This is a genomic window from Kocuria sp. LHG3120 (assembly GCF_049897445.1).
Lineage (GTDB): Bacteria > Actinomycetota > Actinomycetes > Actinomycetales > Micrococcaceae > Kocuria > Kocuria rosea.
In genome coordinates this window covers 313,744-336,865 of sequence record NZ_JAFCWG010000005.1, presented here as the reverse complement: position 1 = coordinate 336,865, position 23,122 = coordinate 313,744, and the positions used below count along the sequence as shown (strand labels likewise).

General features: G+C 73.4%; 23 protein-coding genes and 2 riboswitches. Of the genes, 12 read left to right on the top strand and 11 right to left on the bottom strand.

The window, feature by feature from the left end; all coding sequences use genetic code 11:
- Positions 1–415: 415 nt before the first annotated feature.
- The gene (locus ACP7CD_RS12410; RefSeq protein WP_336650179.1) at positions 416–835 is read left to right on the top strand and encodes a hypothetical protein; all 420 of its coding nucleotides are present in this window, start codon (positions 416–418) and stop codon (positions 833–835) included.
- Positions 836–972: 137 nt separating this feature from the next.
- Here the strand turns inward: ACP7CD_RS12410 and ACP7CD_RS12405 are convergent, their stop codons facing one another.
- Entirely contained in the window at positions 973–1,605 is a 633-nt protein-coding gene (locus ACP7CD_RS12405) for a recombinase family protein (protein ID WP_017831921.1), read from the bottom strand.
- A 611-nt stretch (positions 1,606–2,216) separates the two neighbouring features.
- On the opposite strand from ACP7CD_RS12405, the gene ACP7CD_RS12400 reads away from it, so the two are divergent.
- A complete protein-coding gene (locus ACP7CD_RS12400) occupies positions 2,217–2,480 on the top strand; it encodes a hypothetical protein (protein ID WP_017831920.1) in 264 nt (87 codons plus the stop codon).
- A gap of 580 nt (positions 2,481–3,060) precedes the next feature.
- Positions 3,061–4,275: an NAD(P)/FAD-dependent oxidoreductase gene (locus ACP7CD_RS12395; RefSeq protein ID WP_095650728.1), complete on the top strand. Its 1,215-nt coding sequence runs from the start codon at positions 3,061–3,063 to the stop codon at positions 4,273–4,275.
- A 379-nt stretch (positions 4,276–4,654) separates the two neighbouring features.
- On the opposite strand, the gene ACP7CD_RS12390 is transcribed toward ACP7CD_RS12395, so the two are convergent.
- From ACP7CD_RS12390 to ACP7CD_RS12360, 7 genes are all read right to left on the bottom strand, one after another.
- Entirely contained in the window at positions 4,655–6,025 is a 1,371-nt protein-coding gene (locus ACP7CD_RS12390; protein ID WP_426120295.1) for an LLM class flavin-dependent oxidoreductase, read from the bottom strand.
- A complete protein-coding gene (locus tag ACP7CD_RS12385) occupies positions 6,022–7,437 on the bottom strand; it encodes an MFS transporter (RefSeq protein WP_109222938.1) in 1,416 nt (471 codons plus the stop codon). Before ACP7CD_RS12385 ends, ACP7CD_RS12390 begins: the two co-directional genes overlap by 4 nt.
- A 3-nt stretch (positions 7,438–7,440) precedes the next feature.
- On the bottom strand, positions 7,441–8,814 hold the full coding sequence (locus ACP7CD_RS12380) for an acyl-CoA dehydrogenase family protein (RefSeq protein ID WP_336650177.1): 1,374 nt from the start codon (positions 8,812–8,814) through the stop codon (positions 7,441–7,443).
- A gap of 113 nt (positions 8,815–8,927) precedes the next feature.
- A riboswitch (SAM riboswitch) is annotated at positions 8,928–9,022 on the bottom strand.
- Between the two features lie 131 nt (positions 9,023–9,153).
- Complete coding sequence (gene moeB, locus ACP7CD_RS12375; protein ID WP_426120294.1) at positions 9,154–10,329, bottom strand: molybdopterin-synthase adenylyltransferase MoeB; 1,176 nt, start codon at positions 10,327–10,329, stop codon at positions 9,154–9,156.
- Complete coding sequence (locus ACP7CD_RS12370) at positions 10,326–11,198, bottom strand: thiazole synthase (RefSeq protein ID WP_109222940.1); 873 nt, start codon at positions 11,196–11,198, stop codon at positions 10,326–10,328. Before ACP7CD_RS12370 ends, moeB begins: the two co-directional genes overlap by 4 nt.
- A 1-nt stretch (position 11,199) precedes the next feature.
- Positions 11,200–11,439: a sulfur carrier protein ThiS gene (gene thiS / locus ACP7CD_RS12365; RefSeq protein WP_035929497.1), complete on the bottom strand. Its 240-nt coding sequence runs from the start codon at positions 11,437–11,439 to the stop codon at positions 11,200–11,202.
- Positions 11,436–12,791, bottom strand: coding sequence for an FAD-dependent oxidoreductase (locus ACP7CD_RS12360; RefSeq protein WP_176337182.1), 1,356 nt, complete (start codon positions 12,789–12,791; stop codon positions 11,436–11,438). Before ACP7CD_RS12360 ends, thiS begins: the two co-directional genes overlap by 4 nt.
- Positions 12,787–12,890, bottom strand: a riboswitch (TPP riboswitch). Its footprint overlaps the gene before it by 5 nt.
- A 15-nt stretch (positions 12,891–12,905) precedes the next feature.
- Between ACP7CD_RS12360 and thiE the strand changes: the two genes are divergently transcribed.
- The 7 genes from thiE to ACP7CD_RS12325 all read left to right on the top strand — a co-directional run bounded on the left by thiE (position 12,906) and on the right by ACP7CD_RS12325 (position 18,957).
- Positions 12,906–13,625, top strand: a complete 720-nt coding sequence (thiE, locus tag ACP7CD_RS12355) for a thiamine phosphate synthase (RefSeq protein WP_419720437.1) — start codon at positions 12,906–12,908, stop codon at positions 13,623–13,625.
- A gap of 98 nt (positions 13,626–13,723) precedes the next feature.
- A complete protein-coding gene (locus ACP7CD_RS12350; protein WP_426120293.1) occupies positions 13,724–14,773 on the top strand; it encodes a hypothetical protein in 1,050 nt (349 codons plus the stop codon).
- Positions 14,774–14,872: 99 nt separating this feature from the next.
- Positions 14,873–15,781, top strand: coding sequence for a VOC family protein (locus tag ACP7CD_RS12345; RefSeq protein ID WP_426120292.1), 909 nt, complete (start codon positions 14,873–14,875; stop codon positions 15,779–15,781).
- 174 nt (positions 15,782–15,955) lie between these two features.
- Positions 15,956–16,285: a DUF3140 domain-containing protein gene (locus ACP7CD_RS12340; RefSeq protein ID WP_035929510.1), complete on the top strand. Its 330-nt coding sequence runs from the start codon at positions 15,956–15,958 to the stop codon at positions 16,283–16,285.
- A gap of 84 nt (positions 16,286–16,369) precedes the next feature.
- Complete coding sequence (locus ACP7CD_RS12335; RefSeq protein ID WP_426120291.1) at positions 16,370–16,996, top strand: TetR family transcriptional regulator; 627 nt, start codon at positions 16,370–16,372, stop codon at positions 16,994–16,996.
- Positions 16,993–18,669, top strand: a complete 1,677-nt coding sequence (locus ACP7CD_RS12330) for an MDR family MFS transporter (RefSeq protein WP_426120290.1) — start codon at positions 16,993–16,995, stop codon at positions 18,667–18,669. The genes ACP7CD_RS12335 and ACP7CD_RS12330 overlap by 4 nt, the downstream gene beginning before the upstream one ends.
- A gap of 84 nt (positions 18,670–18,753) precedes the next feature.
- Complete coding sequence (locus tag ACP7CD_RS12325; RefSeq protein WP_126346822.1) at positions 18,754–18,957, top strand: DUF2945 domain-containing protein; 204 nt, start codon at positions 18,754–18,756, stop codon at positions 18,955–18,957.
- A gap of 64 nt (positions 18,958–19,021) precedes the next feature.
- Here ACP7CD_RS12325 and ACP7CD_RS12320 read toward each other — a convergent pair whose 3' ends face one another.
- Positions 19,022–19,369: a hypothetical protein gene (locus ACP7CD_RS12320; RefSeq protein WP_426120289.1), complete on the bottom strand. Its 348-nt coding sequence runs from the start codon at positions 19,367–19,369 to the stop codon at positions 19,022–19,024.
- A gap of 350 nt (positions 19,370–19,719) precedes the next feature.
- On the opposite strand from ACP7CD_RS12320, the gene ACP7CD_RS12315 reads away from it, so the two are divergent.
- Positions 19,720–19,911 carry a hypothetical protein gene (locus ACP7CD_RS12315; RefSeq protein WP_229588601.1) on the top strand — a complete coding sequence of 64 codons (192 nt, stop codon included), beginning with the start codon at positions 19,720–19,722 and terminating at the stop codon, positions 19,909–19,911.
- 15 nt (positions 19,912–19,926) lie between these two features.
- Here ACP7CD_RS12315 and ppgK read toward each other — a convergent pair whose 3' ends face one another.
- A complete protein-coding gene (gene ppgK / locus ACP7CD_RS12310) occupies positions 19,927–20,787 on the bottom strand; it encodes a polyphosphate--glucose phosphotransferase (RefSeq protein ID WP_426120288.1) in 861 nt (286 codons plus the stop codon).
- Between the two features lie 230 nt (positions 20,788–21,017).
- Between ppgK and ACP7CD_RS12305 the strand changes: the two genes are divergently transcribed.
- Positions 21,018–22,397 (top strand): MFS transporter, encoded by a 1,380-nt coding sequence (locus tag ACP7CD_RS12305; protein WP_144836592.1) that lies wholly within the window; start codon positions 21,018–21,020, stop codon positions 22,395–22,397.
- 53 nt (positions 22,398–22,450) lie between these two features.
- Here the strand turns inward: ACP7CD_RS12305 and ACP7CD_RS12300 are convergent, their stop codons facing one another.
- Positions 22,451–23,101 carry a helix-turn-helix domain-containing protein gene (locus tag ACP7CD_RS12300; RefSeq protein WP_426120287.1) on the bottom strand — a complete coding sequence of 217 codons (651 nt, stop codon included), beginning with the start codon at positions 23,099–23,101 and terminating at the stop codon, positions 22,451–22,453.
- Positions 23,102–23,122: the final 21 nt, after the last annotated feature.

Sequence of the window (23,122 nt, the reverse complement as noted above, 5' to 3'; positions counted from 1 at the left end):
AGGCGCAAGGGATCCGATCTGGGAGTGCTAAGCCACAACCAACCACAGCGGCGCTCCACCGCACCGGAATGGTGTGGGGCGGGAACACCGGGCAGCCGGCGCCGCGCAACATCCTGTGACGCTGGCCGTGAGGGGCGCATTGGCTCCCGATCGCACCACCCATGGGGATCCCGCGACATGACCTATGGCCGGCATCACTCCCACACGAGTCGAACAGCCGACCCACCGTGGATGAGACGTCAAGCATCCCCTCAGTTGAAAGATGCCGCAGGTCACAAGGATCAGCGTGCTTCCCTCGGTGTCCGTGTGGTGTCTACCGTGGACCATCACCATCGGGTTTCGTCTTCGTCCGCAGTGGGGTTCATCCCTGGCCGCTTTCGCGACGTGATTCTTCACCAGCAACCAGGAAGCCGGCATGGACGCCTCTGCCTCCGGGACTCTCGCCGTTGAGCTGTACCCGCACTCCCCCGCCCACTGGGTCGCCACCTACTACCCCATGGTGGTCACTCCCGCGGGCCGCTGGGCCGATGTCACCTGGGTGCTGCACCAGTGTCTGATGCCCCTCGCCCGTTACCCCTTGACCTCGACACGGTGGTTGGAGCTCGGCAGCTCCGATCCGGCGCACCCGGGATACGACCGCCACCCGCTCTGGAGTGCGGCCCTGGCCGCCGGCTATGCCACCGCGCGAGTCGTGCACACCACCGAAACCGCGAACACCACCGGTGCGACTCTTTCGCCCGAGGAAACCCGGCAGCTGCGTGCGGCCACGACCGTGGTGCCGGCCGCACAGCTGACGGAATGGCTGCTCGACGATCTCCAGCACCTGGACTGCTGAAACCACCCCGATCACCTATCGACCGGCCACCAACCCCGAGGTGGAACGAGATCCACCTGAAGCTGTGGCTGACCCCGTGGCCGGAGCGCAACCTCCACACCGGACCCTGCCCACCCCCAGCCACCGCCGTAACCTGATCAGCCCGCGGCACCCCGCTCGGCCTCGGCAGCAGTGACCGACTCGACCGTGACCGACTCGACCGGCCGGGGCGGCAGGTGCCGGTAGAGCGTGGTGCGGGTGATCCCGGTCTTCGCCACGATCTGCGCCATGGTGTGCCCGGTCTCGCGCAGGTGCACCGCGTAGGCCAGCTTGTCCGCATCCACCACGGAGGGCCGCCCGATCCGCCGCCCCTTGGCCGTGGCCACCGCCCTCGCGTGGGCGGCCCGCTCCAGGGTGTAGGTGCGTTCCATCTGACCGAACAAAGCCAGCAGCACCACCGCCAACTGCGCCATCGGATCATTGGGGTTGGTGGAGTCCACCTTGATCGGATCCGCCAGGTTGCGCACCCCCACCCCCCGCTCGGCCAGATCATGGATCAGGTTCAGAGTGTCGCGCACGGTGCGCCCCAGCCGGTCCAAGGTATGCACCACGATCACATCACCCTCCCGGGCATAAGCCAGCGCCGCGGTCAGCCCGGGGCGGTCAGTCGTGGCCCCGGACTTCTTGTCCACATAGATCCGCTCCGCCGCGATCCCCACCTGTCGGAGGGCATCGATCTGCCGATCGAGGTCTTGTTTGGCCGTCGAGACCCGCGCATAACCCAAATCCATGACGACAGCGTACCGAAGGTCGGATCCGTACAGCTGAAACGGGACTGTACTTTTGACCCAACTTATGGAACAGGAATCGCCGATGCCAACCTCGATCTGACGCTCTTGCGACCAACCGTCCCACTACCAAGGAAGTGGGACGGTCGCCCGCGGCCGGTCAACCCGTTGATTACCTCGAGCTCGGCCGGTCCGACGACTCCGATCGAGAGGCAAGACCTCGATGCCGCCGTATAGCTCTGTCACAACACCACCACTTGTCGCCGCGGCTCACACCCGAATGGACGGTTTGGGCCGGTCGGCGAGTTTGTAGCAAAATCCTTCGTCTCAGTAGCACAGGTCGACCGCACTATCCACGTGATAACTGGCCCGAGAGTGCGGTCGGCTCCTGAAAGCGACACTCGGCGGCGTCGAGCGGCACCACTGACCGAGAATCGCTCATAAGAGACTGATGAATCGGCAGGTGTCGACGCGTCATCCGCGTCCTGCCCCGGACCCGGCTCGGTCGCCCCTTCCGGGGCGACCGAGCGGGGCGTAGCGTGGCACGTAGTCACCAGCGCCCTCCCACCATTGGGTCGGGCGCGCCCGTCAATCCAGTCCTCGGGGAGACCACTATGGCACTGCTCCTGATCCGGCACCGCGTGGCCGACTACGACGCCTGGCGAAAGGTCTACGACTCCGTCTCGGACGTACCGGCATTCAGCAACATCACAGGCGAGTCAGTGCACCGCATGGTCGATGATCCGGACAACGTGCTCGTGCTCCACTACTTCGATTCAGTCGACGAGGCCCGCGCCTTCACGGCACTGCCGGAACTGCAGGAGGCGATGCAACGCGCAGGCGTCCAGGGTGAGCCGCACTTCGAGTACTACGAATAGGACTCCCGAGGCGAGCTCAACCGCAGTACAGGTTCAACAGTCGCCAGCCCTGGGAAGCCGGCCACGCTGCTCGGTGAAGCCGGGCGTCTCCGGTGGCCGGTGGCCGTGCACGGCGAGGGACCGCACAGCCTTCAGGGAGGGTGCTTTCAGTTGAAGGGGCACGCTGAGACCGCTGCGTGGCGGTGCGGTGAGTTCTTCGGCCACCCCAACCGGAATGACGAACCCGCGGGGCACCGTCCGGAGCAGCTCAGTGACGATGAGACGGCCCGAGTGCTGCCCAACTTTGTCAGTGAGCGATGGTCCGAGAATCTATGCGCAGAATGCCTCCCCACCGGACAGGGTGCGCCGCCATTCATATTCGGCAGAAGGACGCCGCTTCATCCGGACGCTTGGCGGAACAGGCACCGACCTCGCTCCGGCGATCAGCCGCCCTGACCGGCAAGTTCCTCGACATCGACATCCAGGGAACCTCTCAATCCTCGGATGCCCACCGCCCGGGCGTGGGCGCCGCGGCTCGTGGTCGAATGGTCGGGCGGCCCCGATCGGGGCCGTGGAGCCATCCTCGTCCCACGGAGTCACGATGACCACTGCACCCTCGGATCACGCCGCTGACGTCCTCGTGATCGGCGGCGGCAATGCCGGGATCTCCCTGGCCGCACGACTGCGCCGCAAGGGCATCACGGACATCGTGATCGCAGAGCCGAAGTCCACGCACCACTACCGGCCGCTGCTCTCCTACGTGGGCGCCGGACTGAAGACCGTGCCCCAGATGTCCCGCGCCCAGCACCGCGTCATGCCTCGCGGCGTGCGATGGATCCAGGACCGTGTCCAGGCACTGGATCCGGCGGCACGGACGGCCACGCTGTCCTCCGGCGAGCACATCGGCTACCGGGACGTCGTGATCTGCGCGGGCTCCACCCCGGACTGGGACCGTGTCCCCGGCAGTGCCGAGGCGATGGCCGGCCCGCACGCCTCGACCAACTACACCGTGGAGCTGGCCCCCAGGACCTGGGAGCCGATCCGCGGGCTGCGCCGCGGCCGGGCGCTGTTCACGATCCCGGACGGCCCGGCGCCCACGCCGCAGATCGGGCAGAAGATCCTCTACCTGGCCTGCGACTACTGGCAGCGCCAGGGTGTTCTGCAGGACATCGAGGTGACCCTGCTGACGCCCACCGCCACCGTGTTCGGCCAGCCGGACGTGGACCGGGTGCTGATGCCCTGGGTCCGGCGCTACGGCATCACGGTCCTGACGAGCGCCCACGTGCAGTCGATCGAGGCCGGCTCCCGCCGACTGCGGGCCACGGTCGACGGGACGCCGCGGGATCTGTCCTACGACCTGCTGCACCACAGCCCCGCCCACCGGGCCCCGGCCTGGATCGCCGACGCGGGACTGGGCGTCGCGCCGGGCCCGGGCGCCGCTTGGGCCGGCTACGCGGACGTGGATGCGCAGACCCTGCGCCACCGCCGTGTGCCCACCGTGTGGGCCTGCGGGGACGCTGCCGCGCTGGGGACCGCCTCGTCCGGCGGGGCACTGCGCCACCAGACGAAGATCCTCACCGAGAACCTCCTGGCCGCCCGTGACGGCCGGGATCCCACGGCCTCCTACGACGGGTACACCGTGACCCCCGTGACGGTGCAGCGGGGCCGGGCCGTGTTAGCCGAGTTCGACCGGGACAACGAACTGGCGCCCAGCATCCCCGGCGTGCCGCTGCTGGCCCCGAAACGCGCCTCCTGGTTCTTCGACCTCGAGGTCCTCCCCCGGCACTACTGGAACGTGATCCTCCGGGGCTTCTAGTGGACCATGTGTGCACACATCCGTGGCGCCTCGTTCCCCGCTCCGATGGCACCTGATGGCCCGCGCCTCCAGTCGTCGCAGCATGAGCCGGGAGAAATGAGGGTCGGACGTCGGGAGGCGCCCCGAGGAACAAGATTCATGCATCTGCACAGGATTGTGCACCGCGATATTACCGTCTGGTACTTTTCGGGTAGCACCGGCCCCCACGCCGGTGCAGTGACCCCCATGATCCGTTCCCCGGCGGTCGGGGGTCGCCTTCTGCGCCTCGGCGCGGCGAAGCGCCCCTGCCCTCTCCCGGGCAGGGGCGCTTCGTGCCGGGGACTCGGGACGGCGGCCGACCACCGGATCCGTCGAGCGGGGTGCCCCGACGGCCCGGCGGTCACCGGCGGTAGGAGGCCCCGCGGTGGTCGTCGGCCAGCCTCGGCCCGGCGCCGGCCAGCGCCTCGCGCAGCGTTCTGCCGGCGGGGAGGGCCCCGGGCTCCGGCAGCAGGCCGCGGCGCCGCAGCTCCGGCGAAACCATCGTGGTGAACCGCTCCAGGTCCGCCGGCCGCACGGCCGCCGAGATGTTGAAGCCGTCCACGCCGGCCTCCTCGCGCCAGCGCTCGAGCTCGTCCGCCACGGTGCCGGGCGCCCCGGCGATGACGGGCCCGCGGCCGCCGATGGCCACGAACTCGGCCAGGTCCCGCACCGTCCAGGTCCGGTCCGGGGACAGCGACGTGAACGCCGCGAGCGCGGACTGGTTGGCGTCGGTGGCCACGTACTCGAGCGGCGCGTCGGGGTCCGCCCCGGCCAGATCGACGCCGGTCCAGCCGCCGAACAGGGACAGCGCTCCCTCGATGTCCACGTGCCGGCGGTATCCGTCGAGCCTGGCGTGGGCCTCGTCGTCGGTCTCGGCGACCACCACGGTGGCCATGGCGAAGGTCTTCACGGCGTCCTCGGCCCGTCCCTGCGCGGCCAGTTCGGCCCGGACGCCGTCGGTCCACCGGCGCACGAGCTGCGGGGTGTTGCCGATGAAGAAGATGGCCTCGGCGTGGTCCACGGCGAACTGCTGTCCGCGCTTCGAGGCGCCGGCCTGGAACAGGAACGGGGTGCCCTGGGGTCCGGGGTGGGTCAGCGCCTGGCCGGGCACGGAGAACCAGGTGCCCTCGTGGCCGATGGGGTGCACGAGCTCCGGGTCCACGAAGACCCCGGTGCCGGCGTCCGCCTTCACCGCCCCCGGCTCGAAGGAGCCCTCGAGGAGCTTGTACATGACCTCCATGTACTCGTCGGCGCGGTCGTAGCGCTCGTCGTGCGGGATCTGCCGGTCCATGCCCAGGTTGCGGGCGGCGGAGTCCTGGTAGGAGGTCACCACGTTCCACGCCACCCGCCCGCGGGTGAAGTGGTCGAGGGTCGCGAAGGTGCGGGCCAGCAGGTAGGGGGCCTCGTAGGTCACCGAGGCGGTCACCCCGAAGCCGAGCCGCTCGGTGGCCGCGGCCATCGCCGGCACCGCGACGAGCGGGTCGAGCACCGGGTACTGCACTCCCCCGCGGGCCGTGGCCTCTGCCCCGCCGCCGTACACGTCGTAGACGCCGGGGACGTCCGCCAGGAACAGCGCGGTGAAGCCGCCCTCCTCGAGGGTGCGGGCCAGCGACGTCCAGTACTCGAGCGTGTCGAAGCCGGCGACCCCGGCCTCCGGGTGGCGCCACAGTCCCGGTGACTGGTGCACGGGCACCATCATGTCGAAGGCGTTCAGCAGCAGGGGGCGGCTCATACGGTGGTCCTCTCGGGGGTGGTCCGGGTGGCGCTCGCGGCGGCGGGGGTCGCGAGGGCCGGGGCGGCCGCGGTCCGGCCGGCGTGCAGATCGGTGAGTTCGGTGCCGCGCTGGTCCCGGGCGGGATCCTTCGCGGCCAGGGCGGCGACGACGGAGAGCACGGCCAGCACGGAGAGGTAGCCGGCGATCAGCCACGGGGTGTCCCCGCCGGCGGCGAAGAGCAGGGCGGCGATCATCGGCATCAGCCCGCCGCCCAGGACGGTGCCGACCTGGTAGCCGAAGCTCACGCCCGAGTACCGCACGTGCACGGGGAACTGTTCGGCGAACCAGGCCGCCTGCGGTCCGTAGATCGCGTCGTGGACGAGGTTGATGCCGAGGATCACCACGAGCGGCAGCAGGGCGAGCGGGCCGACCTCGAGGAAGGCGAACAGCACCCAGCCGAAGACGCCGATCGCCGCGTAGGCGGTCACCGAGACGACCTTGCGGCCCACCCGGTCGGAGAGCCAGGCCCAGAACGGGGTGGAGAACAGGCCGATGGCCGAGGCGATCATCACCGCGGTCACGCCCGCGGCGCTGTCCCCGCGCACGTCCCGCAGGTAGGTCAGCATGTAGACCGTCACCAGGTAGTAGACGGCGTTCTGGGCCAGGCGCAGGCCGATCGTCACCAGCACCGGGCGGCGGTGGTGGACCAGCAGCTCCCGCAGGGGGGCCTTGGCCACGTTCCCCGAGGCCCGGTGCTCCAGGAACTCCGGGGCGTCGGCCACGCCGAGGCGGATCCACAGGCCCACCGCCACGAGCAGGGCCGAGAGCAGGAAGGGGATGCGCCAGCCGTAGGCGGCGAACTGCTCCTCGCTCATGACGTTCTGCACGATGAAGAACGCGCCGGTGGCCAGCAGCATGCCGGCGGAGGAGCCGATCTGGGTGAAGGACCCGAAGAACCCGCGGTGCCGGGCCGGTGAGTGCTCCACGCTCAGCAGCGCGGAGCCGCCCCACTCGGCACCCGCGGACAGGCCCTGGAGGATGCGCAGGACCACGAGCCCGACGACGGCCCACCAGCCGATCACCTCGTAGGTGGGCAGCAGGCCGATCAGGGTGGAGGCCACGCCCATGAGCAGCAGGGAGGCCACCAGCAGGGCCTTGCGGCCGATCCGGTCCCCCAGGTGCCCGGCGATGATCCCGCCCAGGGGCCGGGCGATCACCCCGACCGCGAGCGTGGCGAAGGACGCCACGATACCGCCGAGCTCGGTGGCCATGGGGAAGAACTGGACGTTGAAGACGAGTGCGGCGGCGGTGCCGTAGAGGTAGAAGTCGTACCACTCGATGGTGGTCCCGGCGAAGGCCGAGGCCAGGACGCGCTTCTTGCCGTGGACGATGCTGCTGCGGCCCGGGGCGGCCGTGGTCGTGGTGCTCATGCGTCAGGCTCCTGGGGTTCGGTCGGCGTCGGTCGTGGCATCGGTCGTGGCATCGGTCGCGGCGTCGGTCGTGGCGTCGGTCGTGGCGCCGGTCCTCGCGTCGCCGATGGCGTTCAGGCCCTCCGGCAGGGTGCCGTTGATGAGGTAGTCGCCGAGGGCTCGGGCGCGGAAGGCGATCGGGTTGTGGGTGGCCACGGTCTGGGCGTTGCGCCAGTGCCGGTCCAGGCCCTTGGCCGTGGACGTGGCGGAGGCGCCCACGGTGAGGAACAGGTCCTGGGCCGCGCCGAGCGCCAGCTCCGGCACGGTGACCTGGGCGTGCTCCACGGCGATCTCGGACTCGTGCAGCGCCGCCGGGAGGGCCCCGGTGAAGTCCGGCCGGTCGGCGCCGGCCGCTGCGGCGGCGGCGATCCCGGCGTCCAGGGCGCGGGCGGCGTGCAGGACGGTGGCCTCGGCGGCGAAGGCCTTGGCGGAGATCCGCCCGGTGGCCTCCTGGATCAGCGGGTCGTCGCGGAACGGCAGGCCGAGCCCGGTGTTGAAGGTCCGCCGGCGTCCGGCGATGGTCTCCACCGCGTCCCGCCGGGCCGCCCGGGCGATGCCGGCCAGCACGGCCAGCAGCACGAGCTGGAAGAAGGCGGCCTCGTGGACGGCCTCCGCGCTGCCGGCGGTGCGGTCCAGCACGGCGTCCTCCGGGACGCGCACCCGCTCGAAGACCGCGGTGCCGGTGCCGGTGAGCTTCTGCCCGAAGCCGTCCCAGTCGTCCTCGAGCGTCACGCCCTCGGCGTCCGTGGCGACGACGGCGAAGCGCCGCCCGTCGCGGCCGTCCAGGGCGGCCGAGACGCGGGTGTAGTCGCAGAAGACGGAGCCGGTGGCGTAGAACTTCCGGCCGGTGAGCTCCCAGCCCTCGGCGGTCCGGCTCAGCACGGTGTTCAGGGTGCCCAGCGCGTTGCCGCCCTTCTCCGTGGAGGCGTTGCCGACGGTGGCTCCGGCCAGCACCCGCGGGTACCAGACCTCCTGGAGCTCCCGGGGCAGGAAGCGCAGGGACTCCACGAAGCCGTGGTGGGAGCGGTAGAGGTGGGCGATGTTGGAGTCGGCCTCGGCCAGGTCGACCAGCAGCCGGGTGAAGTCCTCGAGGCTGACCCCGGGGCCGCCGTGGGCCGCCGGGACGCGCAGGGCACCGAACCCGGCCCGGTCCAGCCGGCCGACCTCCGCGTAGGGCAGCGCGCGCCGGAGGTCCCGGTCCAGGGCGCCGGCGGCGATCTCCGCGAACAGCGGCCGGAAGTGCTCCCGCAGCCCGGCGTAGTCCCCGGGCAGGCCGGCGGCGAGGTCCGTGCCGGCGCGGGGATGGGCGGTGGTCTCCTCGACCGTGCTCGGGGTCATGCGGGGGTCCTCTCGGTCGCACCGAGGATTGCCGGTCGGCCGGTCGCGCCGGGGGCGGGCCCGGTGGCGGCAGCGCCGGAGGCTGACGTCACGGACCGACTGCAGATCCGGGATCTCCATCGGTTCTGGCATTAGCACCCTGACCCCGGTGGAGGGCGGGTTGCTGCGGCGTCGTCGAGCCAGATCTCTCAGCCGCTCTGAATGGGGCGCTTGCCATGGCATCAGACCGCCCGGTCCGGGACCAACCGGATGACGGGCGCACGTCATGGAATGTCACGACGGCGTCACAGAAGGTCACGTCCTCCGCGGTGGTGTAGCGGTGTGCCGCAGGAGACCGGATCAGTAGACCGGCTGGTCCGGGTCCACCTGTGCCGCCCAGGCGAGCACCCCGCCCTCGAGGTGGCGGACCCGCTCCTCCCGCCCGGCGTAGAAGGAGCGCAGCGCGGCGAGCGCGGTCGCGGAGCGGGCCCCGGCCTTGCAGTGCAGCACGAGGTCCGTGCCACGGGCCTCCGGGGGCAGGGCGTCCGCGCCGCGGTCGAGGATCTCCTGCAGCGGGACGGGCACGGCGCCGTCGATGGCCACGAGCTCCCGCTCCCAGTCCTCGCGCACGTCCACCAGGGCGAAGGACGCCTCCCCGCGCTCCCGGCGCTCGAGCAGCCGGGCCAGCTCGGCCGACCCGACGGTCTCGGAGGCGTCCGCGCCGGGCAGCGCGCAGACCGCGGCGGGCTGGGCCACCGCGGTGACCGGGGCGGCGTCGGGATCCGGGGTGAGCCGCATCTCGCGCCAGGTCATCGCGAGCGCGTCGTGCAGCAGCACCCGCCCGAGCAGGGGCTCCCCGGTGCCGGTGACGAGCTTGACGGCCTCGGTGACCATGACCGCGCCGACGGTGGCGGGGAGCATGCCGAAGACCCCGCCCTCGGCGCAGCTGGGCACCTCGCCGTCCGGCGGGGCCTCGGGGTAGAGGTCCCGGTAGGTGGGCCCGTGCCCGGCCCAGAAGACGCTGACCTGCCCCTCGAAGCGCAGGATGGAGCCCCACACGCAAGGCGTGCCGGTCAGGGCGGCGGCGTCGCTGACCACGTAGCGGGTCGCGAAGTTGTCCGCGCCGTCCAGGACCAGGTCGTACCCGCCGAGGATGTCCACGGCGTTGTCCGCGTCCAGCCGGACGGGGTGGGTGCGGACCTCCACCAGCGGGTTGAGCGCGGTGACGGCCTCGGCGGCGGAGACGGACTTGGGACGGCCGACGTCGGCGGTCGTGTGCACCACCTGGCGCTGCAGGTTGGAGACCGCCACCACGTCGTCGTCGACGATCCCGAGGGTCCCGATCCCCGCCGCGGCGAGGTACTGCAGGGCCGGGGACCCGAGCCCCCCGGCGCCGACGACGAGCACGCGGGCGTTCCGCAGCCGCCGCTGGCCGCGGGTCCCGATCCCGGGCAGGGTCAGGTGCCGGGCGTAGCGCTCGAGCTCCTCGCGGGTCAGTTCGGGGCCGGGCTCCACGAGCGGGGGCAGCGGGCTCACGGCCGCTCCCCCACGGGCGCCCAGTCCCCGCGCGGCACGTCCGCCGGGCCGGCTGAGGGGCCGGCGGACGGCCCGGCACCGGCGGCGTCCGTGTCGATCCGCCCGGCCATCGGCGAGGACGCGTGGGCGTGGCGGCGGGCCGGGATGCGCCCGGCACCGGCGGCGAGCCGGCCGGCGAGCACGGCGTGGCGCATGGCGGTGGCCATCGCCACCGGGTCCTGGGCGCGGGTGACGGCGCTGGCCAGCAGCACGGCGTCGCAGCCCAGCTCCATGGCCAGGGCGGCCTCGGAGGCGGTGCCGATCCCGGCGTCGAGCACCACGGGCACGGACGCCCGGGAGGCGATGAGCTCGATGTTGTGCGGGTTGAGGATGCCCAGCCCGGTGCCGATGGGGGCGCCCAGGGGCATCACCGCGGCCGCGCCCAGATCCTCGAGGCGGCGTGCGACGGCCGGGTCGTCGGAGGTGTAGGCGAAGACCTTGAAGCCGCGGGCCACGAGCTGCTCGGTGGCGTCGAGGAGCTCCACCACGTCGGGCAGCAGCGTGTCCTCGTCCGCGATGACCTCGAGCTTGACCCAGTCGGTCTCGAGGGCCTCCCGGCCGAGCTCGGCGGTCAGCAGCGCGTCCCGGGCGGTGTAGCACCCGGCGGTGTTGGGCAGGATCCGGATGTCGTTGCGCTCGAGCAGCGCGAAGAGGGAGTCGCCCTGGCCGGGGGCGTAGCGGCGCAGGGCCACGGTGGTCAGCTCGGTGCCGGAGGCCAGCAGCGCCTGTTCCAGGGTGTGCAGCGAGCTCAGGCCGCCGGTGCCCATGATCAGCCGGGAGCTCAGCTCGATGCCGTCGAGCACGAGGGGGTCGGGGTGCGGGGCGGTCACGTCAGCCTCCCTGGACGGCGGTGATGATCTCGATGGACTGGCCCTCCGCCACGGGGGTCCGCCGCCAGCGGCTGCGGGGCACGACCGCGGCGTCCACGGCCACGGCCACGCCGAGGCGCCCGCCGTCCAGCGGGGCGCCGTCGGGGCCCAGGGGGCGGCCGACGGTCTCGGCGACGAGGTCGACGACGGTCGCCTCCGCCGCCACTTGGCGCGGGCGGCCGTTGAGGGTGATGGCGGTCATCGGGTGCTCCTGCTCCGGGGCCCGGGCCCGGCGGCGGCCGGCGCGGGATCCCCTGGACGGGCCTCGACGGGGCGGTCGAAGCGGTGCGGGTCGGTGGTGGCGAGGTGCTCGGCGTCGGCGGCCGGATCGGCTCCGGTCCCGCCGGCCACCAGCTGCGCGGCGAGCCGGGCGGCCAGCGGGGCGAGCAGGACGCCGTGGCGGAAGTAGCCGGTGGAGACCACGAGCCCCGGCACCGGCGAGCCGTCCGGGTCGCGGACCCGGCCGAGGTAGGGGATGTCGTCCGGGGTGCCGGGCCGGGCGCGGGCCAGCACCTCGACCAGCTCGAGGTCGGCGATGCCGGGCACGAGCGCCTGGGCGTCGCGCAGCAGCCGGAACACGCCGCCGGCGCTGGGACCGGTCAGGTCGTCCTCGCGGGAGGTCGCCCCGATCACCACGGTCCCGTCGGCGCGGGGCACCAGGTAGACGGGCACCCCGTGCACCAGACCGCGGACGGTGCGCCCGAGCAGCTCCGGCGCCCCGGCGGGGACCCGGGCGCGCAGGATGTCCCCGTGCACCGGCCGCAGCGGCGGGTGCCAGTCCTCCGGCAGCCCGTCGAGCTCGCCGAGCCCGGCGCCGGGAGCGAGGACCGTCCAGGTCGCGGAGACCATCCCGCCGCCGGCCAGGCGGACGCCGGTCGCCGCTCCCTCGGCGTTGCGGCGCAGCCCCGTGGCGAGGTCGTGGACGAGGCGGGCCGGTCCGCCGTCGCGCGCGGCCGGGAGCCCGGCGGGCTCCGGGAGGTCGGGGAGCTCCGGGGCGACGAGGGCCGCGAGCAGCCCGGCCACGAGGCGGCGCGGGTCCACCTGGTGGTCGTCGGGGATCCGGAACGCGGCGGACAGCCGCGGGCTCAGGGCCGGCTCGAGGGTGCGGGCGGCGCGCAGGGTCAGCGCCTCCACCGTCATGCCGTGGCGGCCCTGCAGCGCGCGGAGGTCCGTCAGGGCCTGCCGGTCGGCGGCGTCCACGCCGCACACGAGGGTCTCGGTGGCCCGGTGGCCCACCGTCCCGCCGGCGGCCTGCTCGAGGGCGGCCACGAACGCCGGGTACTCGGCGGCCGAGGCGGTCATGAGGGGGTACAGGGGCTCCTGCTGGTACTGGACCTCGCTCACCGGGGCGAGCATCCCGGCCGCGGCGCGGCTGGCGCCGGAGCCCGGCTCGGGGTCCACCACGACCACCGAGCGGCCGCGGCGGCGCAGCTCCCAGGCGGTGGCCAGGCCGATCACCCCGGCGCCGACGACGGCGACGTCGGCGCGGACGTGCTCGGGCCGGTCGACCAGCGGGTGGGGCGCGGTCGTGGGGGCGGGGTGCGCGGCAGTCACAGGGAACGTCCTTTCCTCCGGCGGCATGACCCGCATCAGGTGTGGCGGTCGGCGCTGGACGCCCTCTCAGCCCCCGGTGGGGCTCCCGCAGAACCGCTGACCTATCATCAGCGTGTGACCCAGCCTACCCGTGATGCCTCCGCCCCCGCCGAGTCCTCCCTGCGAGAGACCCGGACGGCCAGACTCCTCGCCGCCCGGCTGTACGTGTGCACGGACGCCCGCCGGGACCGGGGCGACCTCGAGGACTTCCTGCACGCCGTCTGTGCCGGCGGCGCTGACGTCGTCCAGTTGCGGGACAAGAGCATCGACGCGGACGAGGAGATCGCCGCGCTGGAGCTGCTGGGCCGGGTGGCCGCCGAGTACGACACCCTGTTCGCGGTCAACGACCGCGCCGACATCGCCGCGCTCGTGGGCGCCGACGTCTTCCACGTGGGCCAGCACGACCTCAGCCCCGCCCAGGCCCGGCGGCTCCTGGGCCCCGACGTGCTGATCGGGCGCTCCACCCACGACCTCGGACAGGCCACGGCGGCGCTGGAGGATTCGGACGTCGACTACTTCTGCACCGGCCCCGTCTGGGCCACGCCCACCAAGCCGGGGCGCCCGGCCACCGGGCTGGAGTTCGTCCGCGCGGTCGCCGAGCTGACGGAGGCCCGGCTGGACGCGGACCCGGAGGTCCTGCCCGTGCCGTGGTTCGCCATCGGCGGCATCGACGAGACGCGGCTCCCGCAGGTGCTGGAGGCCGGGGCGCGCGGCGTCGTCGTCGTCCGCGCCGTCACCGAGGCCCCCGATCCCCGCACCGCCGCCGGGCAGCTGCGCGGTCTGCTCCCCGCCTGAGCCCGGGGCGGCCCCCCGCCCGCCTCACCGTCGGCTCCCCGCCGCCGTCCAGCACGTTCTGAGAGCATGGACGCAGGACGACGACGGAGAGGTGGCCCATGGACCCCGAGCTCGACCCCCAGGTGCGGCACGCGGTGGAGCGCCCCGCGGAGACCGCCCGCGGCCCGGAGGACGCGCAGCTGCGCGTCCGGCTGGCCGGTGAGCCCGCCCGCCGCGCCCTCGGCACGCACTGGGAGCAGGGCCTCCCGGAGGACGCCGCCCCGAGCGACGACCGGCTCGCCGCCGCCGTGCTGCTCGCCACCCTCTTCGGCGACACCTTCTGGCTGGAGCGCGCCGCCCGGCTGCCCAGCGACGTGCCGGGGTGCCCGTCCGCGCCGCCGAGCGGGCTGCTGGAGCTGACCCGGGTGCCGGGCGCCCGGGCGGCCCTGACTGCCGTGCTCGAGCGCCCGCTGCTGACCGGGCTCCTGGAGTGGGGCACCAACCCCCTGCCGGAGCAGCCCCCGCTGGCCGTGGCGCGGGCCGCCCGGGACCTGGGCATCCCCGACGACGGGCGCGTCTACAAGGTGGTGCGCCGCCGCGCCGAGCGCTTCCTGGCCAGGGAGCACGACGGGTCCGAGCCGCTCGAGCAGTTCGTGACCCTGCTGAACGAGGCGGAGCGGGGCCACCGCGAGGACGGGCCCGTGCTCTCGGGCGAGACCCTGCCGCCGGCGGCTCCACCGGCGCCGGGTCCGACCGCGGGGTCCTCCTCCGCGGTCGGCCCGGCCGCGGACGGTGACGTCCGCCCTGCCACGCCCCCGCCCGGCGCCCCTCCGGCGGGCTCGCCCGAGAACCCCCAGTGGGGGGTGAGCCCCGCGAGCCCGGCCCCGCCGCCGCCAGGGCCGCTTCCGGGCCAGTACCCCGGACCCGGGGCACCCGGCCCGGGCGGTCCGGGATACGGCACCCCCGGGTACGGCCCCGGGGACCAGCAGCCCGGAGCACCGGGCGCCGGCGCCCATGGCGCCTCCGGGCCGGTGTTCGGGCCCGGCCCCGGCGGGTGGCCGCCGCGCCCGGCCGAACCCGTGGAGGACGACTCCGACAACCTCAAGGCGTGGGGGTTCGTCTTCCTGGGCATCCTGGCGGTGATCGCCGCTCTGATCTTCATCCTCTGAGCCCACCGCACCACCATTTACTTGCACAGGAAAGCTTCTGGGGCTATTCTTGGGGACATATCAACCAGTGCGCCGCCCCTGCCGACGGAGAACCCCGCGATGCCGATCTTTCCCCAGAACCCCGCTCCCCAGAGCCTGACGAAGCGCCCCGCCGAGGACCTGCTGTCCGCGGACACCCGGATGGGCGCGGTGGAGCTGCTGGTCTCCGACCTGGACACGATGGTCGCCTACTACTCGGACGCCGTCACCCTCGACGTGCTCACCCACGCCGGGGACACCGCGGTCCTGGGCCGGGACGGCCGGACGGTCGTGCGGCTGCGCCAGGTCAAGGAGCTCCCGCCGGCCCGCCGCGGGCAGGCCGGCCTGTTCCACACCGCGGTGGTCTTCGACGACGAGCCGGCCCTGGCCGCGGCGCTCGCGTCCGTGGCGACTGTGGCGCCCCGCTCCTTCACCGGCAGCGCCGACCACCTCTACAGCCAGGCCTTCTACTTCGACGACCCCGAGGGCAACGGGGTGGAGCTCTACACGGACCGTCCCCGCGAGACGTGGCGGCGGGAGCCCACCGGCCTGCTGACGCTGGCCTCCAACCCACTGGACCCGAACGGGTTCCTGCAGGAGCACCTGGCCGAGCAGGGCGGGCGGCCCCCGGCGCCGCCGGCCACCCTGGGACATGTGCACCTGCAGGTGGGTGACATCCCGCTGGGCCGGCAGTTCTACGTGGACGTCCTGGGCTTCGAGGTGATGAGCGACATCGGCTCCGCCCTGTTCATCGCCGCCGGCGGCTACCACCACCACATCGCGCTCAACACCTGGCAGAGCGCCGGGGCCGGCCCGCGTGCGGCGTCGCTGGGGCTCGGCCAGGTCAACATCGACCTGCCGGACGCCGACGACGTCGCGGCTCTGGCGTCCCGGCTCGCGGACCACCGGATCCCCACCCGGCACGACGGCGCCGTGCTGCGCTTCGAGGACCCCTGGAACACCCTGATCCAGGTGGGCGTCGCGGCGTAGCCCCGGCCCGGTGCGGCGTCCGCACCCGCCCGCCGGCGGCACCGCGCTCGACACCGGCGACTGCTCGCCGGCACCCCGGTCCGCCGGTAGGTTGGGCCTCGTGCCCGGGGTGCCCGGGCACCGAGGGCGCGCGGCGACACGGCGGCCGCCCGGTCCGAGAGCGAGGAGCAGGGCATGGGCGAGCAGGACGACACCACCGGCAAGGACTTCGACGAGGCCGTCAACATGACCGCAAAGCAGCTGTCGACGTGGCTGGACACCGACGAGTCCACCTCGGTGGGCCAGGGCGACGGCGGGGAGTCGGTGGGCCACCGCTCCGGGCGGCGGATCGTGGAGATCCTGCAGAAGCCGAAGGGCGAGCGCACCGAGGCCGACCACGAGCACATGCGCAAGGTGGTCGGCTACGTCCACCGCCACCTGGCCCAGCGCCCCGACGGGGACGTGCGCGAGACCCGGTGGCGCTACTCCCTGATGAACTGGGGCCACGACCCGCTGAAGGACTGAGCCGGAGGGCCCGCCCGGCGCCGCCGGGCGGGCCGGGCAGATATTGCAGTTGTGCAAAACTTGCAGAAGTGCAAAAATTTGGGCATGAATGCCGACCTCCCTCCCACCCTGCGCGCCCGCAAGAAGGCCGAGACCTGGTCCGCGATCCACGAGGCGGCCGCCGCCCTCGCGGTGCAGCACGGGGTCGAGGGCACCACGGTGGAGGCCGTGGCCGCGGCGGCCGGCGTCTCCCCGCGGACCTTCTTCAACTACTTCCCCGCCAAGGAGGACGCGGTCCTGGGCATGCGGGCCCCTTCGCTGGACCCGGAGCTGCTGGATGGCTTCGCCCTCGAGCACGACCTGCTGGGTCAGGTCTCGCGCCTGCTGCTGGCCGTCTCCCGCAGCGCCTACGCGGGACGGGACGCCGAGCGGCGCCGGAGGCTGCTGCTGGACCACCCGAGCCTGGGCCGCCGCCGGCACGAGCTGATGCTCGAGGCCGAGGCCCTGGTGCGCCACACCCTCGCGGAGCTGCTGGCCCGGGACCCCGCGTGGTCGGCCGGGATCGGGGAGCACCGCGTGGACGAGGTCGCCCGGATGCTGGTCCTGCTCGGCGGCGTCCCGCTGCGCTTCGCCATCACCGCCGAGAGCTACTCCCCGGCGCACGGCCTGCCGACCGAGGACCACGAGTCGGCGCTCTCCCTCCTCCACCGTCTCCAGGAGAAGCTCGCATGACCCGCGCTCCCGCCCACCGCGCCGAACCGGGCTCCGGCTCCCGGCACCTCGCGCTGCTCTTCGTCGGCCTGATGCTCTCCATGCTGCTGGCCGCGCTGAACCAGACCGTCCTCAGCACGGCGCTGCCCACGATCGTGGGCGAGCTCAACGGGGTCGACGAGATGCTGTGGGTGATCACGGCCTACATCCTGGCCTCGACGATCATGATGCCCGTGTACGGCAAGCTCGGGGACCTGATGGGTCGCAAGCCCCTGCTCCTGGGCGCGATCCTGGTGTTCATGGCCGGCTCCGTGGTCGGCGCGCTCGCCGGCACCATCGAGGTCCTCATCACGGCCCGCGCGATCCAGGGCCTCGGCGGCGGCGGGCTGATCATCCTCTCCCAGGCCGCGATCGCCGACGTGGTCCCGGCCCGGGAGCGCGGCAAGTACATGGGCGTCATGGGCGGGGTGTTCGCGGTGTCCTCGGTGGCCGGCCCGCTGCTCGGCGGCTTCTTCACCGAGGGCCCCGGCTGGCGCTGGGTCTTCTGGATCAACATCCCGCTCGGGCTGCTCGCACTGGCCGGGGCCGTCCTGTTCCTCAAGCTGCCCCGGCACAGCGGCCGGCCGCGCCTGGACATCGGCGGCATGGTGCTGCTGGCCGTGGCCACGACCTGCCTGGTCCTGTTCGCCACCTGGGGCGGCGGCAAGTACGCCTGGACCGACCCCGTGATCCTCGGGCTGATCGCCGGGACGCTCGTGGCCGCCGCGGCGTTCGTGGCCGTGGAGCGGCGCACCGCCGAGCCCATCATCCCGATGCACCTGTTCCGCGAGCGCAACTTCGTCCTCACCACCCTCGCCGGTCTGCTCACCGGCGTGGCGATGTTCGGGGCCCTCGGCTACCTGCCCACCTACCTGCAGATGGTCTTCGGCGTCGACGCCACCCGGTCCGGGCTGCTGATGGTGCCGATGATGGGCACGATGCTCGTCACCTCGGTGCTCGCCGGTCAGGCCGTGAGCCGGACCGGGCGCTACAAGTGGCTGCCGGTGGCCGGCAGCGTGATCGTGGCCGCCGCCATGGGGCTGCTCGCCACCCTGACCTCCGAGCAGGGGGTGTGGCACGTGTGCCTCTACATCGCGGTCCTCGGCCTGGGTCTGGGCCTGTCCATGCAGGTGCTCGTGCTGATCGTGCAGAACACCTTCCCCCTGCGCCAGGTCGGCACGGCCACCGCGGCGAACAACTTCTTCCGCCAGATCGGCGCCACCCTCGGCTCGGGAGTGGTCGGCAGCGTCTTCGCGAGCCGGCTGGCCGAGCTGATGGCCGAGCGCGTCCCGGCGGCCGCGCTCGAGGGCGGCGCCGGCGGGGCCAACTCGCTCACCCCCGCCGTGGTCGCGTCCCTGCCGCAGGCGCTGCAGGACCCGATCGTGACCTCCTACAACGACGCCCTGACGCCCATCTACCTGTGGATCATGCCCCTGGGCCTGCTGGCGGCCGCCGTGCTGTGCTTCGTCGCCGAGGAGCCGCTGGCCACCACGATCGAGCAGGACGTCGAGCCGGAGGCCCTCGCCGAGGGCCGCTTCGTGGTCACCGCCGACGAGCCCGCCGCGCCGCGCGTCGACGACGAGGAGGAGCGGGTTGCCGGCGACGACGCGCGGGACGCCCGCGGCGCGCTGGCCGGGGCGCGGAGCGCTCCGTAGGCTGGGCACCGTGCACGGCAGGCACCCTGGCCGGCGGCGCCCCCGGGGGCGCACACGCACCGGGGACGAGCAGAGGAGCAGCGGATGGGCCTGAGCAAGGGCACCAGGGTCACGTGGAACACTCCGCAGGGCAGGACCGAGGGGAAGATCGTCGAGAAGAAGACCGAGGACTTCGAGCTCGACGGACGCACGTACCGCGCGAGCACGGACGATCCGCACTACATCGTGGAGTCCGACAGCTCCGGGGCCCGCGCGACCCACAAGGCGGACGCCCTCACCGAGGCCTAGCCGGAGACCTGCCCCGCCGCGGGCCCGAGGACGGGCGCGGCGGCAGTCGGGCGGGACGCGACGTTCAGCCGCGGACGCCGGGAGTGCCCCAGACGAACGGGCCGAAGGACGGCCCGGCCGGTTCGAGGTACTCGACGTCGGACGCCGGGACCAGGGCGCCCGGGCTGTACCCGTCAGCCTCGCAGCGCACCAGGACGACCATGCCCAGCTCGACCGGGTCGTAGGGCGCGCACAGCACCATCTCGCCCGCCCGCAGGTTCAGCCCCGCGCGGTCGGTGCGCATCCGGTAGCGCGCCACGTGGGAGACGGTGATGGACGAGATCGGGTCGACCACCGGACCCACGCCGATGCCGGGGAGGACGTCGAGGGATCCCGTGTCGTCGGGAACAGGGGTCAGTTCGGAAAGGCTCATGGCGGGGATCTCCAGTCGTGCGAGCGCATCGGGAGCTGCAGAAGGTCCCGGTGCCGGGCGGGTGTGCTCGACCACGCTGTCCCTTCCCATGATAGAGAGCCACGTCACACAGGGGAAGAGTCCTTCGCATCGGTCCACGGCCCGCCGGCCGCGGTGCACGAACTTGCAGACTCCGGCGCCCCGGGCGTCGCCGGGCGTCACAGAGTCACAGTTCCCGAGCGCGTGACCCCCTTCTGACCTGGGCGGACAGACGGCACAGCCGAGTGTGACGCACGGAACGCCCCGATGTCTGCGGCGCGGCCCCGCCGCGCGCCTACATTCACTGACATGAGCTACGAGGGGTCGATGCCGTGATCACGATCAACATGAACAACGCCGCGCTCTGCCGGCTGGAGCAGCAGGACCGGGGGCGGCCCGGCGCGCTGCCGGAACGGCGGTCCACCGCCGCGGGCACCGGCCCGCTGGACGCCCGGAAAACCGCACGGGAGACCACCCGGCGGCCCGATGAGGCTCCCCCGATGCCGGAGCACACCAGGGGCTGATGCCCCCGATCCGGCTCAGCGGCTGCCGACGAGGCCGGACGCCCGCACGGCTCCGAGGTGGGCCTGGCGGCCGGCGCCGACGATGCCGGCGGCGTTGCGCAGCTGCGCGGGGGCCACGCGGGCGCGCAGCCGCAGGTGCGGCAGGAACTCCTGGTGCCGTTCGCTGATGCCTCCGCCGAGGACGATGAGATCCGGGGAGATCAGGCGCTCGAGGTGGGACAGGTAGCGCTGGAGCCGGTCCGTGTAGGTCGGCCAGTCCAGGGCCTCCTCCATCCGGGCGGAGGCGCCGGCCCAGCCGTCCACGTCCCGGCCGTCCAGCCACACGTGGCCGAACTCGCTGTTGGGGATCAGCTCCCCGTCCAGGAACAGCGCCGAGCCGATCCCGGTGCCCAGCGTGATCACCAGCACCGTCCCGGTCGCGCCCCGGGCGGCGCCGAAGCGCACCTCGGCCAGCCCGGCGGCGTCGGCGTCGTTGAGCACCGCGACCTCACGCCCCAGTCCGGCGGCGAGCAGCTCCCGGGCGTCCGTGCCGATCCAGGAGTCGTCGAGGTGGGCGGCGGAGCGGGCGATGCCGTGGTCGATGATCGCCGGGACGCCCACGCCGACCCCGGCCAGGGGCCCGCCCGGCCCGGGCGCGCGCTCCAGCTTCTCCAGGACCCCGCGCAGGACGGCCACCACCGCGGCCGGGGTGGCCGGCGCGGGCGTGGGCACCCGGCCCACCGGGCCCACGATGGTGCCGCGGACCGGGTCCACCACCGCGTACTTGATGGTCGTTCCGCCGATGTCCACCCCGAGGCAGCGGGCGTCGTCGTCGCCCCCGGCGGAGACGGGCGGGACGGTCGGGGGCGTCCGGACGGACGGCAGGGCACAGGTCATCTCACGGTCCTGGATCGAGGCGGGGACGGCGCGCCCTCGAGCGGGCGGCGCCTGTTCGACTGTACAACCGGGCGGGGACGGCAATTATTCGCACCGGCCCCGCCACCCGTCCGGCGCCACCGTCCCGCCCCGGGCGTTCCCTAGAATCGAGGGGTCCCGGTCACCCCGGCGAGCGCCCGCGCCCCGCCCGGCGCCCCGGCGTCCCGCCGCCTTTCGAAGGACTTCCCCGCATGACCAGTCCCACCACCGCCGCGTGGCCCGTCCCGCCGAGGACCACCAACCGGGTGCTGCTCGCCTGCTGGCTCGCGATCCTGGCCGAGGGGTACGACGTCGGCGTGCTCGGCGCCGTGCTGCCCGCCCTCGCGGAGCACCGGGAGTGGGACCTCACCCCGCTGGAGCTCGGCGGCCTCGGCTCCTACGCCCTCGTCGGCATGCTCATCGGGGCCATGGTCATCGGCACGCTCTCGGACCGGATCGGCCGGCGGAGGATGCTGCTGGTCTCGATGGCCATCTTCACCACCATGCAGCTGGGCGCCGCGCTGGCCCCCACTCCGGAGGTCTTCGGGCTCTTCCGGCTGCTCGGCGGCCTGGGCATGGGCGGGATCATCCCGGTGGCCGCGGCCCTGACCATCGAGTACTCGGCGCCGCGGCGCCGGTCCTTCAACTACGGCGTGATGTACTCCGGCTACTCCCTCGGCATCCTGGCCGCCGCGCTCGTGGCGATCGTCCTGCTGCCCACGCTGGGCTGGCGCTGGGTGGTCGGCGTCGGGTTCCTGCCCGTGGTCCTGCTGCCGCTGGTGGCCAGGCTGCTGCCCGAGTCCCTCGAGTACCTCATGGGCAAGGGCCGCCGCGAGGAGGCCGCCCGCCTGGCGGAGCGGCTGCACGTGGCCCCGTTCGTCGAGGGCGACTGGACGCCGGTGCGCTCCGAGGAGGCGAAGGCGCGGTCCGTGGGCTGGAAGCAGTCCCTGGCGGCGATGTTCTCCGGCGGCTACCTGACCGCCACGGTGTTCTTCTGGGTCTCCCTGTTCTGCGGCATGGTCCTGGTCTACGGCCTCAACACGTGGCTGCCCTCGATCATGCGCTCGGCCGGCTACGAGCTCGGCCCGGCCCTGACGTTCCTGGTGGTCTTCAGCCTCGCCTCCGCCGCCGGCGGCATCGCCCTGGGCCGCGCCGCGGACGCCTACGGCAAGAAGCTGATCCTGGTGGTCTTCTACCTGCTGGGCGGGGCGGGGATCCTGCTGCTGATGTTCCCCAACAGCATCGTGGTCAACTACGTGTTCGTGGCCCTGGCCGGCATCGGCTCGATCTCCACCTCGCTGGTGCTCACCGGCTGGGTGGCCGAGTACTACCCCGCCCACTCCCGGGCCACCGCCACCGGCTGGGCCCTGTCCTTCGCCCGGATCGGCGCGATCTCGGGCCCGCTCATCGGCGGCTGGATCGGCTCGATGGCCCTGCCGTTCCAGTGGAACTTCATCGTCTTCGCCGCCGTGGCCCTGGTCGCCGCGGGGTCCGTGGCGCTGATCCCGCAGTTCCCGGGCCCGGCCGGTCCGGCCGCGCGGCGCGGGCGGTCGGGGCGCGCCGAGACGGCGCCGGCGGCACCGGGCGCCTGAGCCGAGCGGCCCGCCGGCCGGGCGCCCCGGCCCGGCCCCGGCCCGGCCGCACCTCACCCGGCCGGGTCGAGTCCGCCCTGGCCGGGCGCCGGGCGATCGGCCGGCGCCGGCGCCCGCCGCTCGCCGGCAGGCTCGTCCGCGTGCAGGTGGGCGCGCTCGCCGTCGTGGTCGAGCACGGTGAGGATCTCCACCGGCCCGCCCTGCGCCACGATGGCGTGCGGGACCATCGTGGAGAACTGCGCCGCCTGACCGGCCTCGACCACCACGACCCGCTCGCCCAGGTGCAGACGGGCGGTCCCGGAGAGCACGGTGAACCAGTCCCGGCCCGGGTGCACCGCCAGCCGGTCCGGTGCGGGAGGCGGACCCGGCAGGATGCGCATCTTGGCCACGGTCATCCCGTGCAGGGCCCGCTCGGAGGACAGCAACCACATGGTCAGCCCCGGCGTGCTGCTGGGCTGCGGGCGGATCACCACGTCCTCGTCCTCGGGGGACTCGACGAGCTGGTCGAGCGAGGTGTCGAGCGCCCGGGCGATGGGCACCAGCTGGTCGAGAGCGATCCTGCGGTGCCCGGTCTCGAGCCGGCTCAGCGTGGACGGGCTGAGGTGGCACCGGGCCGCGAGCGCGTCCAGGGACCAGCCGCGCGCCAGCCGGAGACCGCGGATACGGCGGCGAATCACGGCGTCCAGGTCGAGTTCTTGCGTCATGGGCAAGAGTGTATGCCTCAA

Coding starts and splice junctions, on each gene's coding strand:
- ACP7CD_RS12345 (WP_426120292.1), top strand. CDS start 14,873: ATGCCGATCTTTCCCCAGAACCCCGCTCCCCAGAGCCTGACGAAGCGC.
- ACP7CD_RS12405 (WP_017831921.1), bottom strand. CDS start 1,605: ATGGATTTGGGTTATGCGCGGGTCTCGACGGCCAAACAAGACCTCGAT.
- ACP7CD_RS12320 (WP_426120289.1), bottom strand. CDS start 19,369: ATGAGCCTTTCCGAACTGACCCCTGTTCCCGACGACACGGGATCCCTC.
- ACP7CD_RS12410 (WP_336650179.1), top strand. CDS start 416: ATGGACGCCTCTGCCTCCGGGACTCTCGCCGTTGAGCTGTACCCGCAC.
- ACP7CD_RS12300 (WP_426120287.1), bottom strand. CDS start 23,101: ATGACGCAAGAACTCGACCTGGACGCCGTGATTCGCCGCCGTATCCGC.
- ACP7CD_RS12385 (WP_109222938.1), bottom strand. CDS start 7,437: ATGAGCACCACGACCACGGCCGCCCCGGGCCGCAGCAGCATCGTCCAC.
- ACP7CD_RS12395 (WP_095650728.1), top strand. CDS start 3,061: ATGACCACTGCACCCTCGGATCACGCCGCTGACGTCCTCGTGATCGGC.
- thiS (WP_035929497.1), bottom strand. CDS start 11,439: ATGACCGCCATCACCCTCAACGGCCGCCCGCGCCAAGTGGCGGCGGAG.
- ACP7CD_RS12325 (WP_126346822.1), top strand. CDS start 18,754: ATGGGCCTGAGCAAGGGCACCAGGGTCACGTGGAACACTCCGCAGGGC.
- ACP7CD_RS12305 (WP_144836592.1), top strand. CDS start 21,018: ATGACCAGTCCCACCACCGCCGCGTGGCCCGTCCCGCCGAGGACCACC.
- ACP7CD_RS12330 (WP_426120290.1), top strand. CDS start 16,993: ATGACCCGCGCTCCCGCCCACCGCGCCGAACCGGGCTCCGGCTCCCGG.
- ACP7CD_RS12390 (WP_426120295.1), bottom strand. CDS start 6,025: ATGAGCCGCCCCCTGCTGCTGAACGCCTTCGACATGATGGTGCCCGTG.
- ACP7CD_RS12340 (WP_035929510.1), top strand. CDS start 15,956: ATGGGCGAGCAGGACGACACCACCGGCAAGGACTTCGACGAGGCCGTC.
- ppgK (WP_426120288.1), bottom strand. CDS start 20,787: ATGACCTGTGCCCTGCCGTCCGTCCGGACGCCCCCGACCGTCCCGCCC.
- ACP7CD_RS12400 (WP_017831920.1), top strand. CDS start 2,217: ATGGCACTGCTCCTGATCCGGCACCGCGTGGCCGACTACGACGCCTGG.
- ACP7CD_RS12380 (WP_336650177.1), bottom strand. CDS start 8,814: ATGACCCCGAGCACGGTCGAGGAGACCACCGCCCATCCCCGCGCCGGC.
- ACP7CD_RS12335 (WP_426120291.1), top strand. CDS start 16,370: ATGAATGCCGACCTCCCTCCCACCCTGCGCGCCCGCAAGAAGGCCGAG.
- ACP7CD_RS12350 (WP_426120293.1), top strand. CDS start 13,724: ATGGACCCCGAGCTCGACCCCCAGGTGCGGCACGCGGTGGAGCGCCCC.